We start from the raw sequence: 15,993 nt of genomic DNA, 5'->3' as shown, positions 1-15,993 counted from the left end.
GGTCAGGCCTTCCGCCGGTCAGTGCGTCGTCGCAGCAGCCTGGATCGCCTCCGACATGATCTCGAGACCGCGATCGATTTCGGCCTCGGACACTGTGAGCGGCGGCGCGATGCGGAATACGCCGCCCATGCTGGGCAATTTGACGATGTTCATGCTGAGACCGCGACGCATGGTCTCTTCCATGATCCGCGCGCCGAGTTCAAACCCCGGCGTCTTGGACTGCCGGTCGACGACGATTTCGAGACCGAGCAGAAGCCCGCGGCCCCTGACGTCACCGACGCATTCGAACTTTTGCTGCAGCGACAGCAATCCATCCCGGAGCCTGTTGCCCCTGGCGGTTGCCTGCGCCACCAACCCGTCGCGCGCGACCACGTCGAGCACCGTGACGCCGATCGCGGCGGGCAAGGGATCGGAGACATGCGTGGTGTAGAACAGGAAGCCGCGCTCGAACGCGGTCTGCTCGATGGCCTTTGTCGTCATGACCGCGGCGAGCGGCAGACCGGCGCCGAGCGTCTTCGACAGCGTGAGAATATCAGGCACCACGCCGTCACGCTCGAAGGCAAACATGTGCCCGGTGCGGCCGATTCCGGTCTGAGCTTCGTCGAGGATCAGCAGCATGCCGCGCTGCTCGCATTTTTGCTTCAAGGCCGCGAGATAGCCGAGCGGCAGTTCCAGAATGCCGCCGCTGGAGAGGATCGGCTCGGCGATGAAGGCCGCCAGATTACCGGTCGACTGGCTGTCGATCAGTGCGAACGCATCGTCCAGCTCGGTCTGCCAGTCGTTGCTGCCGTCGACGTTCCTGAAGCGCGGCCGATAGGCGTTCGGCGCGGGAATGACGAACGATCCGACCGCGGCCGGCCCATAACCGCGCCGGCCCGCGCTGTAGGTCGCCGATGCCGCAGCGCCGGTCATGCCGTGCCAGCTTTGCGCGAAGGCGACGATTTCGTGCCTGCCGGTGACGAGCTTGGCCATCCGGATCGCCGCTTCATTGGCTTCCGCGCCTGTCGTCAGCAGCTGCACGCGGTCGAGACCGGGCGCAAGCGCAGCGAGACGCTCGGCCAGCGTCACCACCGGACGCGAGAGCATGCCGCTGAAGAGATGAGCGACCGCACCCATTTGCCGCGCGACGGTGGCGACGATATCGGGATGCGTGTGCCCCAGCACGGCACTCATCTGACCCGAGGTGAAATCGAGGATGGCGCGTCCATCGGCGTCGTACACGAAACTGCCGGCCGCACGCTCGATGATGACGGGTTCGAAACTCGGCCCATAGCGGGTCAGATGCGTGTTGGCGGACGCCCAGAAATCGGGATCGGCATTCAAGGTCATGACAGCCACCTGCGCTTGGGACGTCCGACCTCTAGTCAAGAATTTGACTTCAGGCTAATTGATATAATTCAAACTGGATATCAATCTTCCTGATGTCGATGCTGGATCTCACCCTTCTGAGGAATTTCGTCGTCGTGGCCCGCACCGGCTCGATCAGCCTGGCGGCCTTGCAGATTGGCCGGACACAGTCCGCGCTCAGCATGCAGATGCAACGGCTGGAACAGACGATCACGCAGCCACTGTTTCACCGCAGCGGATCGGGCATGAGGCTGACCGCGGCCGGCGAGAAACTGCTCGCCCACGCCGAGACGCTGCTGGCGCAGCACGACGAGATTCTCGCCGACATGAGCGGCGAGAGTCTCAAGGGGACCCTGAGCCTCGGCTGCCCCGAGGACTATTCGATCGCTTTCCTGCCGGCGCTGCTGAAGGGGTTCTGCGCGCTGCATCCCAATGTCGAGCTGCGCATGGTCTGCGCACCGACCTCCGAGCTGCGCCCGATGCTGGTACGGCGCCAGATCGACATGGCGCTGGTCTCGCTGTCCGATGCCGGAGCGCGCGAGGTGATCCGCGAGGAGCGCTTCGTCTGGGTCGCGAACGAGGCCGAACCGAAAATACTGACGCAGGATGTGCTGCCGCTGGCGCTGGCGGCGCCGATGAGCCTGGACTATCGCGCCGCCTGCGCCGCGATGGAGGCGGTCAATCGGCGCTACAGGGTCGCCTACGCGAGCAACAGCCTCGCCGGCCTGATCGCGATCGCGCGGTCCGGTCATGCGATCAGCGTCCTGACACGAACCGCCGTTCCGTTCGATCTTCACGTCGTCTCGGCCGGACTGCCCCTGCTTCCGACCATCGGCATCGCGCTCGAATTCTCGGAGGCGAGGCCCTCGCTGCTGGCGACGACGCTGGCCGAGCACGTCCGCACCGTGTTGCCCGGACTGAAGACCAAGGCGGAGATCGATTAGTGACCTATTGCACCTCGATGTTCGCGTCCTTGGGCGGCGACGGCGCCTTGGTTTTGGCCGGAGGCCCGAGCTCGACATGGCCAAGCAGGCAGGACCGCAACGTCTCGATCTCCGGACAATCGGCGGTGCCGAGCGGGCCGATCAGGAAGCCGCGGTCCAGAGGCTCGCACCTGTAGCCTGGATGGCGCTGCACCCGGTCGGCGATCACGACGTCGACCTTGCCTTCGAGCAGTTCGTGCAGCCCAGCCGGCTGGCTGATGCGAACGGCGAGTTGGGGCTGGGCTCGGCGGAACCGCGAAAGGCGCGCCCGCAACCCATCGACGGCAAAGCTCGCGTGGAGCCCGATATGCAGCAGGCTCGTGACGCCCGCAGGCTTGAGCTCGGCAGTGGCCTCGGCGAGGCAGCGAAACGCCTGGCGCACCTGCGCCAGATAGGTTTCGCCGCCGGACGTCAGGATGATCTGCCGTGTCCGTCGCTCGAACAGCTGCACGCCCAGCCGCTCCTCCAGCAGGCGGACTTGCTGGCTGACGGCGCCCGCCGTGACGTGCAGCTCGTGAGCGGCCTGCTTGAAGCTGAGATGGCGGGCCGCGGCCTCGAAGGCGCGCAGGGCATTGAGTGGCGGCAGCAGATACGTCATGGCCGGCTCCGGACGATGCAGGAAGGTTCGGGAAGATGCATGAGTTTCGTTCGCTCGACAAAAGAGAAATCCTGCTTTGTCGCCGCTGACGGCGGGCGATACCCCGGGGCCAACCTCCAAGCAGCCCGAGGAAACCTGCCCCAGTGCCGCCTGACATGCCGTCGATCGAAAACTCCTATTCCTGGATTCGTCTCGCCGCCTCCATCATCCTCAGTACATTGGGCTGCGTCGGGATGTGGTCCCTGGTCGTCGCCTTGCCGGCGGTGCAGGCCGATTTCGATGCGCCTCGCGCCGAGGCGACCTTGCCCTACACGCTCGCCATCATCGGCTTCATGACCGGCGGCATCGTCGTCGGCCGCCTGGCGGATCGCTTCGGCATCCTGCCGCCCCTGGCCGGCGGCACGATCCTGATGAGCCTGGGCTACGTGCTCACGGCCTTCGCGCCCAACCTGTCGGTCTTCGCGCTGATCTGCGGCCTCACGATCGGCCTCGGCGGCGCGGCGAGCTTCGCGCCCCTGGTGGCCGACGCCTCGCTGTGGTTCGACAGGCATCGCGGCCTCGCCGTTTCCCTTGCGACGGCCGGCAGTTCCCTGGCCGGAGTGGTTTGGCCGCCCGTCGTCCAGCATGCCATCGCCGCACACGGCTGGCGGCAGACCCATATCGGCATCGGCCTGTTCTGCCTCGCAACGATGCTGCCGCTCTCCCTGGTTCTGCTGCGACGGCCGGTCTTCCACAAGGCGACGCCGGCAACGGCGAGCAAGGGCAACACGATGCAGGCCATAGGCCTGTCTCCGGGGGCCACGCAGGGCCTGCTCGCCCTTGCCGGGATGTGCTGCTGCGTCGCCATGTCGATGCCGCAGGTGCACCTGGTCGCCTATTGCGGCGACCTCGGCTACGGCGCTGCGCGCGGCGCCGAGATGCTGGCGGTCATGCTCGGCTTTGGCGTCGCGAGCCGGCTGATCTTCGGCTGGGTGTTGAACCTCATCGGCGGCCTGCCGACCTTGCTGCTGGGCTCGGCGATGCAGGCCGTGGCACTCGCGCTCTATCTGCCGTTCGACGGCCTGGTCTCGCTTTACGTGATTTCCGCTGTTTTCGGCCTGGCGCAGGGCGGCATCGTGCCGAGCTATGCCGTGATCATCCGTGAGCTGTTCCCGGCGCGAGAGGCCGGCTTTCGCGTCAGCCTCGCCATCTCGGTCACTCTCGCCGGCATGGCGCTGGGAGGCTGGATGGCCGGCGCGATCTACGACTGGACCGGCTCCTACGCTTCCGCGCTGGTCAACGGCATCGCCTGGAATATCGTGAACATGGCGATCGCAGCCTGGCTGCTGGAGCGCCAGCGCCGGCATGCTGCCGGCGCGTGCGCGGCGAGCGCAGCGCTCAGCTGATGTTGAGCAGGATCCGTCCCGATGTGCCGCTGCGCATCAGGTCCAGCGCGTCGTTGATGTCATCCAGCGCGAACTCGTGGGTCACGATGCCGCGGTAGCTCACCTTGCCGGCATCGCTCAGGCGAACCAGGCGCGGGATATCGCGCGCGGGCTGGCATTGCCCGCCTTCCGAGCCCTTCAGCACCTTCTCGAAGTGCAGGGGCAGCGTGTAGATTTCAGCCTTCTCGCGGGGAACACCGACAAGGATGCAGCGGCCTTTCTTCGCCGTGATCTCGTAGGCGAGCTCGATCAAGGTCTTGACGCCGGTGGTCTCGACGACCTTGTCGGGTCCGTCGGCCCCCGTGATGGAGCGAACCGCGGCGGCCACATCCTTCACCGCCTCGGAGTTGATGGTGTGGGTGGCGCCGAAATCCTTCGCCATCGCCAGCTTGTTGTCGAGGCGGTCGATCGCGATCACGGGCCAGGCACCGACCATCGCGGCGAATTGCACGATGTTCAATCCGACGCCGCCGACGCCGAACACCACGACGGCTTCGCCGATGGCGATCTGCGCATCGTTGTTGACGACGCCGAGCGCGGTTGTCACCGCGCAGCCGAGCAGCGGCGCGCTGGTGCGATCGATCGAGGCTGGAACGGGCGTGACGCGATTCTCCGACACCACGGCATATTCGTTGAAGGTGGTGACCCAGCCGGCATTGAGGCGCTTGCCGCGCCAGGAATAGACCGGTGTGTTGGACTGGATGCCCTTGCCCGGCCGCCAGTGCATAACGACGGTGTCGCCCTGCTTGCAGGAGACGACGCCGGGGCCGGTTTCGACGATGGTCGCCAGCGCCTCATGCCCCAACAGATGCGGCAGGAACTTGTCGGCGCCTTTGACGGCGTCGATCTCGTTGATCTGCGCGCCGCAGATGCTCGAGGTGTGCACATGCGCAAGCACCTGGCCGTGCTCGAGCGTATCAGGGAGGGTGAACTCGTCGACGACCAGCGGCTTGCCGGATTCGACGAGGATTGCCGCCTTGGCAGTCTTGATATCCATCAGCAGCGCCCGGTCACTCGAAATAGATGAATTCGTAATCGCCGGTGTAGCCGAGCTTGCCGTACAGCCAGATCCATTCCGACGTATGCAGAATGGACTCCGCCGTCAGCGCCCAGCATTCGAGATTGTGCAGCTCCGTGACGTTCCGGTAGCCCTCGACCATGATGTACTTGTTCTTCCCGACCCGCTCGATCTCCTTGACCGCCGCCTCGAGCTCATACAGCCTGAGATTGTGCAGGGTGCCCAGCGAGATGACGAGATCGAAACTGTCGTCGCCATAGGGATAGACGTCCTGGGCGCGATAGTTGAAGAGGTACGGTTTCACCCGCTCGTGCGCATGTTCGAGACCGTGCCGGGAGATATCGAAGCCGACGACCTTCAAGCCGGGCAGGATCTTCTGCATCTCGTAGAGCAGGAAGCCCTTGCCGCAGCCGACATCGAGCACGCTCGACCCATCCTTCAGACCGTAGGTCTCGATCAGCGCCTTGGCGACCGGCGCCCAGCGCCCCTCGATGAAGCGGTAGCCGCCATAGCCGAAGCGGCGGTCGCCATCCCAGTAATCAGCCTCGTATTCCCGCGCTTTCAGCGAGCAGGCGATCTTCTCGTCGTTCATGCGGGCCATGAAGTCGCGCTTGGTCGCCGTGTGCAGCGGCGTCACAATATTCAGTAGTCGTCCCATCGAGCCCTCGGATTCCATCACGCACGGAGATTGACTTGTACTGGCCTGGGGAGCCTTGCGCCGTGATCTGCGACTCGCCCTAGCATCTGGCCCGCGCGCCGTCATTGTTTCAGATCAATGACCGGCGAATCATGCCGCGGTGGCGCCGCCGATCCGCCGCCGAACACGGAGACGCTGCGGCAGATCGCGGGCGACCGGCACCAGGCTCCCGGTGCGGCCGCCGGAAAACATGACGTCGAAGCGCATGCAACCAGAATGCGAACATCGCGTTCTTGCTGAAGAGAGGGATTGCCGATCCCGCGCTCAGGATATTCGTCATTGCCGCAAGGGAGGCCACCATGCCGACCAAACCGACCATCGCCCGCATCTGGCGCGGCCGGACCCGCCGCGACCTCGCTGACGCCTACCAGGCCTATCTGCAGGCCGAGGGCATTCCGCCGCTGTTGAAGACCGCACTCGGCGTGCAGCAGTTGCGCGAGGACCGTGCCGGGGAGACCTGGTTCACGACCATCTCCTATTGGCCGGACATCGAGGCCATGACGGCCTTCACCAGGGGCGAGCCGACCAAGGTCCATCATCTCGCGCGCGACGCGGAATTCCTGATCGAGCTGCCGGAACGCATCGAGATCCACCGCATTCTGATCGATGAGCGGGGCCTGCGGTGAAGGGCCGAACTGCAGAAACTGAAGCAAAGGTCGCCGTCAAATGACGGCCTGCGGCGAGGATTCATCGTTCGCGGCTGTGCGGTTTCGCCGCAATGCTTCCAGCGGAATGAATCACTATAGTCAGTGTGTCATGGCATATGTCGTCGACATAGATACGCGCACCGCGCGTTTTGGTCTTCACGCCGGCCGCCTCCAAGCAGGCGGTTAGCCGGGCGGTGTTCGCGCCGTCCGGGCTCTTTTCCAGCTTTCGTGATCTCCACCTGCGAGATCGTATTGAAGCAGAAGGAGTGTGCCGTGCTGCCTCTTCCAACCATCGCGCTCATCGGATCGGACTATCCGCGGCTCGAACAACTTGCTCGCATTGCCGCCCGAAAGGGTGATCTGGACGGGATCTTCCTCTTGGGTGAGATCAATCGCGCCGACATCGTGCCGGACGACAGGGACGCCGTCCGTTCGCTCGTGGTCGTCGGATCATGGGTCACCTATTGCACGAATGGGGACGTTCCGCGTCGCACCGTGCAAGTGGTCTGGCCAGAGGAGTGTCGGTCTGACCTCGCCCGTATTTCGGTCCTGTCGCCGTTGGGAGCAGCTTTGATCGGACTGCAGGTCGGAGATCAAATGCCATACTTCGTCGCCGGCAGCCTGAACGTCGTCAGGGTCCAGAAAGTCACCCAGCCGAGTCCAAACGTGGTCCCATTCCTCCAAGCGCGTCGGCGCAGCAAGCCGCTCGACGACGATCCCGGACCAACTGCAGCATAGGAGAAATCGAATGCGCAACTTCGAAGCCGAGATTCGGCGAGAAAAGCCGGCGTTGCCGCCAATCAAGATTGCAGAAGACGAATCGCGACGTCTCGGTTCGCTGGCGAATTCGACCATGGATCTGTTCCCGCGTGTCGCTCAGTTTCTGGCTCGCGAACTGGAACGCGCGACGGTCACAGAAGAGAACGATTTGCGCGGCGTGGTCAGGATGGGCTCCGAGGTGACCTATCGCGATGACGAGACGGGGGCGAGCCGGAAGATCGCGCTGGTCTATCCGCATGAAGCCGACATCGAACTCAGTCGGATCTCGATCCTGACGCCTGTCGGAGCGGCCCTGATCGGCCTGTCAGTCGGACAGTCGATCGAATTTGAAACGCCCGACAAACGCACCAGGGGGCTGACCGTTCTCGCCGTCTCCGAATGAGAGATATGCAAGTGGGCGAGGACAGACAGCCGCGTCGTTCTGCAGAGTGTTCCGAAACTCGCAGCCAGCACCTTGTTGGCTCCGCGTCGACGGAACTTAGCGGGTAGGCCGCCGTTGCATCCTCAGCAAAAATGGAGCGCGACATGACAATGCGTAAGACTTTCGTCGTCCTTGCGGCTGCCGGAGCGATGCTCTCGACGGCTGCCTCGCCGGTGCTCGCGGCACCGCTGCCGATCGGCAATCCCGGTCCCGACTCAGGCGTGCAGCAGGTGCAGTACCGGCATGGGTACGGACATGGATACGGATATAGGCATGGCTACGGCCACAGGCACCATCACGGCCATTACGGCACCGGCGCAGCCGTACTCGGCGGCCTCGCAGCGGGCGCGATCATCGGCGGCGCAATCGCCAACAGCCAGGCTCAATCCAATGCCGCCTCCTACTGTGCGCAGCGCTATCGCTCCTACGATCCCGGCTCGGGGACCTATCTGGGCAACGACGGTCTGCGCCACCCTTGCCCGTGACGCGCGCATGAGCTTGCGGCAGCCTCATCGCACAGCGAGAGGCTGCCGACACTCGGCATGCACTCGCCCAGCGGCGGACGTGTCTTGATTCCGCGCTCCGCCGCGCTATACGTTTCGATCATGATGTTCACGTCCACATTCTTCCCGCTGATCTGAACGGCAGAAAGTCGTTCCGGCGCATCTGCGCCAATCAGAGCAAATCGGCTGCGCTTGATGCGGTGGCCGAGCGGAGAATGTGCAATGCCCAAGACCGAACAGGTTGGACTGACGCCCCGTCAGGTCCAGAACTTCATCAACGACGGTTTCGTCAAGATCGAGAATGCCTTCAGCACCCGGCTTGCAGAGCAATGCAGGGACGAGCTGTGGGCGGATATTGGCCTGTCGCCGGACCACCCCGAAAACTGGGCGCAGCCCGTTGTCCGGGTGGGATCCAAGGCTTCGCCCCCCTTCATTGAAGCCGCGAATGCGCCGCCCCTGCACCGAGCCTACGATCAACTCGTGGGCGAAGGGCGCTGGCTTGCGCCGAGCGGCCTCGGGACCTTTCCGATCCGCTTTCCCTCGGCCGAATCCCCTGGTGATGATGGCTGGCACGTGGACATGAGCTTCGGCACCACCGATCCGGATTTCATGGAATGGCGTGCCAACGTGAAGAGCAGGGGACGCGCATTGCTGATGCTCTTCCTGTTCTCGGATGTTGGCCCGGACGATGCACCCACGAGGATCCGGAAGGGCTCGCACGCTGCCATCGCGCGGGAGTTGCTGCCCTACGGCGAGGCAGGCGCGACGCTCCGGCAGCTCTCTGCCGAGAACTACGCCTCGACGGCGGGTTGCGAGGTTGAACTGGCGACCGGCGCGGCAGGCAGCGTCTATCTGTGCCATCCGTTCCTGGTTCATGCCGCGCAACCTCATCGCGGGAAACGGCCGCGCTTCATGGCACAGCCTCCGCTGTTGCCGAAGGGCGAATTTGATCCGGCGTTGCCGCCTTCGCCGGTTCAGACCGCGATCCGGCGGGCCTGCGGGCTGGCCTAGTCGGACAACGTTCGGGACCGCTGGAGCATTGCGCTTCGGACGGTCCCGGATAACTATTGCACTTCGATGTTCGCGTCCTTGATCAGCTTGCGCCAGCGCTCCTCCTCCCGGCCGACATAGCGATCGAGCTCTTCCGGGGCGCTGCCGACCATGATGAGGCCTTCGTTCGCCTCCAGCTTCTTGAAGGCACCGGACTGAACCGCCTTGGCGATCGCCTGATTCAGACGCGCAATCACCGGAGCTGGCGTCCCGGCCGGCGCGTACAAGCCGTACCAGGACTCGGCGGCATAGCCGGGCACTCCGGCCTCGGCGACCGTGGGCAATTGCGGAAACGCCGCCGAACGCTCGGCGGACGTGACGGCCAACGCCCGGAGCTGACCCGCGGCCACCAGCGAGGCCGCGCTCGCCACGGTGGTGAACATCACGTCGATCTGTCCACCCAGGAGATCGCTGATCGCGGGCGCCGCGCCCTTGTAGGGCACCGCCGTCATCTTGACCTTCGCCATCGCATCGAACAGCTCGCCCGCGAGATGGGCCGAGGTGCCGGTGCCGAACGTCCCGAAATTGAGCTTGCCGGGATTGGCCTTCGCTTCGGTGATCAAGTCGGAGATCGAGTTGAACTTGGATGCCGGGTTGACGACGACGATGTTGAAGGATCGCGCGATCAGCGAGATCGCCGCGAAATCCTTGTGCGGATCGAACGGCAGCTTGTTGTACAGGCTCGGATTGACCGCGTGCGCGAAAGTCGCCATCAGCAGCGAATAACCGTCGGGCTCACTCGTCGCCACCGTCTGGGTTCCGATGATGGTCCCGGCGCCCGGCTTGTTCTCGATGATGACGGACTTGCCGAGGTCCGTCTGGACTTCCTGCGCTGTGGTACGCGCGATGATGTCGGTCCCGCCGCCGGCCGCGAAGGGCACAACGATCTTGACGATTTTCTCCGGATATTCGGCGCGCGCCGGCGTCACTGCGAGCGCCGCGACGACCGCACAGGCGAGGATGGCGGGATCGAGCCGTCGCCGCACGGCGACATCCTTTCCGCGCGCGCCGTCGTGATTGATGATTCCGCTACTCGCCATCTGCAGCTCCATCCCACTTTGTTCAGACATTGAGAACAACCAATCCGTCTGCCGCCCTCACGCCCAGACCCGCCGGCAGCACGAACACCGGATTGATCTCGGCCTCCGCGAGACGATCACCGAGTTGCGCGACCATGCGCGAGAACGCGACGACCGCTTCCGCGAGCGCTTCGACATCGCATTTCGGCCGGCCCCGAAAACCGTCCAGCAACGGCCAGGTCACGAGATTGCGCGCCATCGCTCGAGCCTCGGACAGACCGAGACCGCCTTCCGGCGGAAGCAGACGCATCGTCGTGTCCTTGAACAGCTCGGCCGCAACGCCGCCCATTCCGAGGAGGATCGCCGTTCCCAGGGCATCGCGATGCATTCCGAGTATGATTTCGACGCCGCCTGAAATCATCTCCTGAACCAGGAATTGGTCGGGCCGCTGTCCGGTCCTGGACTGGACCTCATCTGCCATCGCCGTCAAGCGGTCGCCGATCGTCTCGGCGGTCAGGTTGATCGCGACGCCGCCGACGTCGCTCTTGTGCGCGATCTCGCGCGAGAGAATCTTGAGCACGACCCGGCCACCGAGATCACGCGCCGCCTGCTCCGCTTCGCTCGCCATTGCGACCACCTTCTCTGCCGCGACAGAAATCCCAAAGCGGGCGAACAGCGCCTTGGCCTGTGCTTCGTCGAGCGCTCCAGCCGGGACGTCGCTGATGTCGGCCGCCGTCAGGGGCGAGGTGGATGTCTGGACCTGTTCCGGCATTCCGGCGCGCAAAAGCCCGTCGAGCGCCGCAGCACAGCTCTCGGCGGAGGTGTAGGCGGGGACACCGCGCCGGGAGAGGACGGACACCACCTCGGGCGCGTGGGGACTGACATAGGCAATGACGGGCTTGTCGCTCAGCGACAGGCAATCGTGGATGGCATCGGCGATCAGGGCCGGCGATCCCACGGCCGACGAACCGGCAATCACGACCAGCGCATCGTAGGACGGACTTGCGAGCAGGATGCGGATCGCGGCGCGCAGCAGATCCGGCTGCAGACCGGCCAGGGTCACGTCGATCGGGTTGCGATCGAGATTGGCATGCGAGCCGGACTGCAGGGCGCGCAATTGCGCGGCCGTCTCAGTGTCGGGAGCCGGGGTTGCAAAGCCGGCAACGCCGAGACTGTCGGACACGATCGTGCCGGCGCCGCCGGTCGAGGTGAGGATCGCCACACGCCGGCCGGAGAGCTTCCGCCCCGCGCCAAGGGCTGCGGGAATATCGAGCAGGTCTTCGAACGTCCTGGCGCGGATCACGCCGAGTTGCCTGAACAAGGCGTCGTACATGCGGTCGGAGCCGGCCAGCGCGCCGGTGTGCGAGACGGCCGCCAGTGCGCCCGCCTCCGATCGCCCGATCTTGAAGGCGACGATGGGCTTGCCGGCGCGGCGCGCCCGAAGGACCGACTCGCGAAAACGAAGCGGATTGCGGATCGCCTCGATATAGAGCGCAATGACCCTGGTCGCATCGTCATCGGCGAGGAAGTCGATGAAGTCGGAGAGCTCGAGATCGGCTTCGTTGCTGGTCGACACCAGCTTGGACAGCCCGATCCCGCGCGCCGCGGCGCGCGACAGCAGGGATCCGAGGATGCCGCCGCTTTGCGAAACCAATCCGATGGATCCCGCCGGGAAGTCATCCATCGCCAGGGCGCCCGACGCCGACAACACGATGTTATCGGTGAGATTGACGAGGCCGATCGTATTCGGCCCGAGGATCCGCATCGAGCCGGCGGCTTGCAGGAGCTGCTGCTGGCGCGCGGCGCCTTCAGCCCCGGTTTCGGTGAAGCCACTGGCAAGAACGATCGCCGCGGCCGCCCCGCGCTCTGACAATTCACGCACCGCGATGTGCGCACGTTCGGCGCCGAGCAGAACGAGGCCGACGTCAGGCACATCGGGCAGCGCAGCAACGTCGGGGTAGCAGGTCAGACCGCCGATCCCTCCGACCTTGGGATTGACGGGATAGATCGCACCCGCGAAGCCATGCTTCTGGAGATAGGACACCGGTCGCCCCGAGGTCTTGCTCGGGTCGGCGGAAGCACCGATGACGGCGATGCTGCGCGGCCGGATCAGGCGTTCGATCGCGTCCATCGCTCAATCCTTCGATGCGGATTGCGCGAGGAACGCCGTCACCGCATCGCGATGCTCCGCGCTGGTATAGCAAATGGCCTGCGCCTGGCTGCCGAGATTGAAGATGTCGTGCGCGGAATGCTCGAACGTCTCATTCAGGATCTTCTTGCTCAGCGCCAGCGCGGTGGGAGATCCCTCAGCCAGTTCGGCCGCCCAGGCCTGCGCGGCCGGCAGGAGCTCGGCCGAGTCCACCTTGCGATCGACGATGCCGAGCGCGAGCGCTTCGTCGGCCTCGACGAGGCGGCCGGTGAAGATCAGCTCCTTGGCCTTGGGAAGGCCGACCCGACGCGGCAGGAAATACAGCCCGCCGCCGTCGGGTATCAAACCGCGCTTGATGTAGGACCAGGTGAATTTCGAGCGTTCCGTGCCCATGACGAAGTCGCAGGCCAGCGCGGTATCCGCACCGAGGCCCGCCGCGGCGCCGTTGACGGCGGCGATCGTCGGCTTCGGCAGGCCCAGCAGCAACGACTGCACGTGATGCACGCCCTGCTGACGGCTCCAGCCGTTGAATGCGACTTCGCCCTGCGGCGCCTCGAGCCGGCGCTTCATTCCGCTGATGTCGCCGCCGGCACAGAAGGCGTTGCCGCGCCCGGTCAGCACCAGAGCCTTGATCGCCTTGTCGCGAGCGACGGTTTCGAGCGCGCCGGTGAACTCGGCGCGCATCTCATCGCTCATCGCATTGCGCCGTTCCGGGCGGTTGAAGGCGATCGTCGCGACACCGGCCTCGACGGAGAATTCGATGAGCTGAGGGGACATAGCAGGCTCCTTGGTCGGCGTCGGATCGATCACCGCGACGCGCATCGCGGATGTCGAATGTCTGTTCGGGCCGTGCGGTTTCCTCGTCGAGCCCCAGCGCGGCCGGGCATTCTTGCCCAAGCTGATAGCGGCTTGCCCCCGCCGGAACACTCCCTTAATTCCACTTAGTGGAAATGGCCGCGGAGGTGGGAGATGGCGCAGATGCGCAGATATGCGGGCGGGGTCGATGGCAACCGGTCGCTCGAACGGGGCATCGAGATCCTCCGGGCGTTCCGGCCCGGCATCGACACGCTGGGCAACGGCGAGATCGCGGAGCGATGCGGCTTGCCGCGATCGACGGTCAGCCGGCTGACGCGAACGCTCGTCAATTCCGGGATGCTCGACGAGATCCGCACCGAACGGACCTACCGGCTTGCGGCGTCCGTCATCAGCATCGGCCACGCGATGCGGACGGGATCACCGGTGCTCAACGCGATCGGACCGATGATGCGGGCCGAATCGGCGAAACGCCGGCTGAACGTCGGGTTGGCTACCGCGGATCGAACCATGATGGTGTATTTGGAGTCGATCCGCTACAGCCCGCGCGCGGCGCTGCGCAACGTGGTCGCCGGCCAGCAGGTCCCGATGGAGTTGACGTCGCTGGGTCGCGCTTACCTCGCCGGCCTTGCCGAGAGCGAGCGCGAGCGATTGCTGAAACTATTCAAGCGGCGCAGCGCGGCGGCCACCAGAGCGCTGCTCGCAGAGGTCAGGAGATCGATCAGCGCCGTCGAACGCGGCGGCTATTGCGCCGTGTCGTGGCAACCCGCCGTGCTCGCCGTCGCGACGCCGATCGTGCTCGACGGGTTGCCGGTCTACGCACTCAACATGAGCCTGCAGAACGTTGACCGGTCCGATGCGCTGGCGAGCGAACTCGGCGCTTACCTCAACGCCTTCGCGGCGAAGTGCAAGGAGGTGCTGGCGGGACGTTGAAACAAGGGCCGTCGTCACCGCCCCTGATATTCGGCCCAGCAGTCCGCCGTTTCATAGACCCGGACCGCTGACAGCTGCGCAAGGCCCGGCTTCAACCGATCCCAGATCCAGACCGCGATATTCTCGGCGGTCGGGTTCTCGAGGCCTTCGACCTCGTTCAGGCATTGGTGGTCCAGCGTGCCCATGATGTCGGCGAAGCACTTTTCGATATCGAAGAAGTCCGCAACGAAGCCGGTGTGCGGGTCTACGGGACCGTCCAGCTGGACCTCGACCCGATAGGAATGGCCATGCAGCCGGCTGCACCGGTGCGTCTCGGGCACGTTTGGCAGCCGATGCGCCGCCTCGAATTTGAACGCCTGCGATATCCTCATCAGCTCCTCACACGGCGTGACCATCCGGTCTCGGCCCGGTCTGGCGACCAGATGCTGCCTTGCCTGACCTTCCGTCGAAGAATGGCGCACCCGGAACGATCCGAACGTCCGCCCCTCAGACACGCGATCTGAGGCTAAATCATTGATTTTGCATCGACTCGTCACCGTCAGAAAGGACTAAGCACATAAGCGTTCGGCTTTTCAACCTCTTTGGATTCGACGGTTACCGTGGAGGAAGGAAGAGCGTCGACCGATGTTGTTCGTGACTGTCATCAGCCGGAGACCGTACGCTCGCGAATCTCCTGAGCCCCGGAAAGAATGCCGCGCTGGAGCGCGCGCGCGGCAGGCGAGAGATCGCGGCCGATGCGCCAGATCAGATAGAGCTCGCGCTCGATCACGGGCTCGACCAGCTTGCGCCAGGTGAGCACGGGATGGCTGGCCTCGGGCCAAGCGAGACTCGGCAACGGTGCGACGCCGACGCCGGCCTCGACCAGCGCCAGCAGCGTCGCCGGATGCTCGGCCTCGTGGATCGGCATGCCCTGACCGAGATCGGCGACGCCGCGCTCGATCTCGAGCCGGATTCCGGTGCCCGATGCCATCACGACGAGGCCGGCCTTCGAGGCTTCCGCCCAGCTTACGGCGTCCCGCGCGGCGAGCGGATGGTCGCGGCGCATCACCAGCGCGAAATTGTCGACGAGCAGTCGTGAAGCATCGAGCTCGGGATCGTCGCCCGGGACGTTGGCAATGCCAAGATCGACGTCGCCGCCGCGCAGCGCAGCGAAGATCTGATGCCGCGAGATCTCCTTCAACGTCACCGCGACCATCGGATGTTCGCGCTGGAACGCGGCGAGCACGCGCGGCATCAGCCGCAGCGCGACCGACGGCACGCAGGCCACCGTGACGTGACCGCGGCGATGTTCGCGCAAATCGCGCAGATCCTGAAGCTGTCGATCGAGATCGGCGAGCAGGCGCTGAATGCCCGGCATGAAGTCCGCGCCGACCTTGCTGAGCTGAAGCCTTCGCGTGGTGCGGTCGAGCAGCCGCACGCGCAGGCCGTCTTCCAGCTGGCGCACCAACTGGCTGACAGCGGATTGCGACATGCCGAGCGACCGTGCCGCGGCGCTGAAGCTGCCGGTCTCGACAACGCGGACGAAAACGCGGAGCTGCTTCAGGTCGAGCTGATCTATCATGTTTGCTTATAAATATATCTCTCTATTCCCAATTGCTAATGAAAATCTCC

The 15,993-nt window shown here is 64.9% G+C and carries 17 protein-coding genes; 8 read left to right on the top strand and 9 right to left on the bottom strand.

The genetic code is table 11. The features are described from left to right. Window positions 1-18: 18 nt before the first annotated feature. Complete coding sequence (locus tag H1B27_RS14490) at window positions 19-1,329, bottom strand: aspartate aminotransferase family protein (RefSeq protein ID WP_197966509.1); 1,311 nt, start codon at window positions 1,327-1,329, stop codon at window positions 19-21. A 98-nt stretch (window positions 1,330-1,427) separates the two neighbouring features. Between H1B27_RS14490 and H1B27_RS14485 the strand changes: the two genes are divergently transcribed. Further along, window positions 1,428-2,291 (top strand): LysR family transcriptional regulator, encoded by an 864-nt coding sequence (locus tag H1B27_RS14485; protein ID WP_131871880.1) that lies wholly within the window; start codon window positions 1,428-1,430, stop codon window positions 2,289-2,291. Window positions 2,292-2,295: 4 nt separating this feature from the next. On the opposite strand, the gene H1B27_RS14480 is transcribed toward H1B27_RS14485, so the two are convergent. Further along, the gene (locus H1B27_RS14480) at window positions 2,296-2,928 is read right to left on the bottom strand and encodes a LysR family transcriptional regulator (RefSeq protein ID WP_246515421.1); all 633 of its coding nucleotides are present in this window, start codon (window positions 2,926-2,928) and stop codon (window positions 2,296-2,298) included. Between the two features lie 155 nt (window positions 2,929-3,083). Between H1B27_RS14480 and H1B27_RS14475 the strand changes: the two genes are divergently transcribed. Further along, a complete protein-coding gene (locus H1B27_RS14475; RefSeq protein WP_197966645.1) occupies window positions 3,084-4,313 on the top strand; it encodes an MFS transporter in 1,230 nt (409 codons plus the stop codon). Here H1B27_RS14475 and H1B27_RS14470 read toward each other — a convergent pair. Together H1B27_RS14470 and H1B27_RS14465 are read right to left on the bottom strand one after the other, a co-directional pair. Continuing rightward, complete coding sequence (locus tag H1B27_RS14470; protein ID WP_197966508.1) at window positions 4,306-5,349, bottom strand: zinc-binding dehydrogenase; 1,044 nt, start codon at window positions 5,347-5,349, stop codon at window positions 4,306-4,308. The two genes, H1B27_RS14475 and H1B27_RS14470, sit on opposite strands and share 8 nt — an antisense overlap. Before the next feature lie 13 nt (window positions 5,350-5,362). Continuing rightward, window positions 5,363-6,028 (bottom strand): class I SAM-dependent methyltransferase, encoded by a 666-nt coding sequence (locus H1B27_RS14465; RefSeq protein ID WP_246515419.1) that lies wholly within the window; start codon window positions 6,026-6,028, stop codon window positions 5,363-5,365. Between the two features lie 338 nt (window positions 6,029-6,366). Here H1B27_RS14465 and H1B27_RS14460 point away from each other — a divergent pair, with 338 nt between their 5' ends. From H1B27_RS14460 to H1B27_RS14440, 5 genes are all read left to right on the top strand, one after another. Continuing rightward, a complete protein-coding gene (locus H1B27_RS14460) occupies window positions 6,367-6,693 on the top strand; it encodes an ABM domain-containing protein (protein WP_197966506.1) in 327 nt (108 codons plus the stop codon). A gap of 273 nt (window positions 6,694-6,966) precedes the next feature. Further along, window positions 6,967-7,452: a GreA/GreB family elongation factor gene (locus tag H1B27_RS14455; RefSeq protein WP_061879710.1), complete on the top strand. Its 486-nt coding sequence runs from the start codon at window positions 6,967-6,969 to the stop codon at window positions 7,450-7,452. A 10-nt stretch (window positions 7,453-7,462) separates the two neighbouring features. Further along, the gene (rnk, locus tag H1B27_RS14450) at window positions 7,463-7,876 is read left to right on the top strand and encodes a nucleoside diphosphate kinase regulator (protein WP_061879578.1); all 414 of its coding nucleotides are present in this window, start codon (window positions 7,463-7,465) and stop codon (window positions 7,874-7,876) included. 143 nt (window positions 7,877-8,019) lie between these two features. Continuing rightward, window positions 8,020-8,400, top strand: a complete 381-nt coding sequence (locus tag H1B27_RS14445; protein ID WP_194390239.1) for a BA14K family protein — start codon at window positions 8,020-8,022, stop codon at window positions 8,398-8,400. Between the two features lie 240 nt (window positions 8,401-8,640). Further along, window positions 8,641-9,429: a phytanoyl-CoA dioxygenase family protein gene (locus H1B27_RS14440; protein ID WP_197966505.1), complete on the top strand. Its 789-nt coding sequence runs from the start codon at window positions 8,641-8,643 to the stop codon at window positions 9,427-9,429. A 53-nt stretch (window positions 9,430-9,482) separates the two neighbouring features. Here H1B27_RS14440 and H1B27_RS14435 read toward each other — a convergent pair whose 3' ends face one another. From H1B27_RS14435 to H1B27_RS14425, 3 genes are read right to left on the bottom strand one after another with little or no spacing between them, the layout of a single operon-like run. After that, a complete protein-coding gene (locus tag H1B27_RS14435) occupies window positions 9,483-10,508 on the bottom strand; it encodes a tripartite tricarboxylate transporter substrate binding protein (protein WP_197966504.1) in 1,026 nt (341 codons plus the stop codon). A 22-nt stretch (window positions 10,509-10,530) separates the two neighbouring features. Continuing rightward, a complete protein-coding gene (locus H1B27_RS14430) occupies window positions 10,531-12,618 on the bottom strand; it encodes an acetate--CoA ligase family protein (RefSeq protein WP_197966503.1) in 2,088 nt (695 codons plus the stop codon). A gap of 3 nt (window positions 12,619-12,621) precedes the next feature. Further along, window positions 12,622-13,413: an enoyl-CoA hydratase/isomerase family protein gene (locus H1B27_RS14425; protein WP_197966502.1), complete on the bottom strand. Its 792-nt coding sequence runs from the start codon at window positions 13,411-13,413 to the stop codon at window positions 12,622-12,624. A gap of 192 nt (window positions 13,414-13,605) precedes the next feature. Between H1B27_RS14425 and H1B27_RS14420 the strand changes: the two genes are divergently transcribed. Further along, window positions 13,606-14,382: an IclR family transcriptional regulator gene (locus H1B27_RS14420; RefSeq protein ID WP_061879581.1), complete on the top strand. Its 777-nt coding sequence runs from the start codon at window positions 13,606-13,608 to the stop codon at window positions 14,380-14,382. Window positions 14,383-14,396: 14 nt separating this feature from the next. Here the strand turns inward: H1B27_RS14420 and queD are convergent, their stop codons facing one another. Continuing rightward, complete coding sequence (gene queD, locus H1B27_RS14415) at window positions 14,397-14,753, bottom strand: 6-carboxytetrahydropterin synthase QueD (protein WP_061879714.1); 357 nt, start codon at window positions 14,751-14,753, stop codon at window positions 14,397-14,399. Between the two features lie 272 nt (window positions 14,754-15,025). Then, window positions 15,026-15,943 carry a LysR family transcriptional regulator gene (locus H1B27_RS14410; RefSeq protein ID WP_131871786.1) on the bottom strand — a complete coding sequence of 306 codons (918 nt, stop codon included), beginning with the start codon at window positions 15,941-15,943 and terminating at the stop codon, window positions 15,026-15,028. Window positions 15,944-15,993: the final 50 nt, after the last annotated feature.

It is taken from the genome of Bradyrhizobium diversitatis (assembly GCF_016031635.1).
In the GTDB taxonomy this organism is placed as follows: domain Bacteria; phylum Pseudomonadota; class Alphaproteobacteria; order Rhizobiales; family Xanthobacteraceae; genus Bradyrhizobium; species Bradyrhizobium diversitatis.
This window is presented reverse-complemented; position numbering and strand designations above follow the sequence as displayed.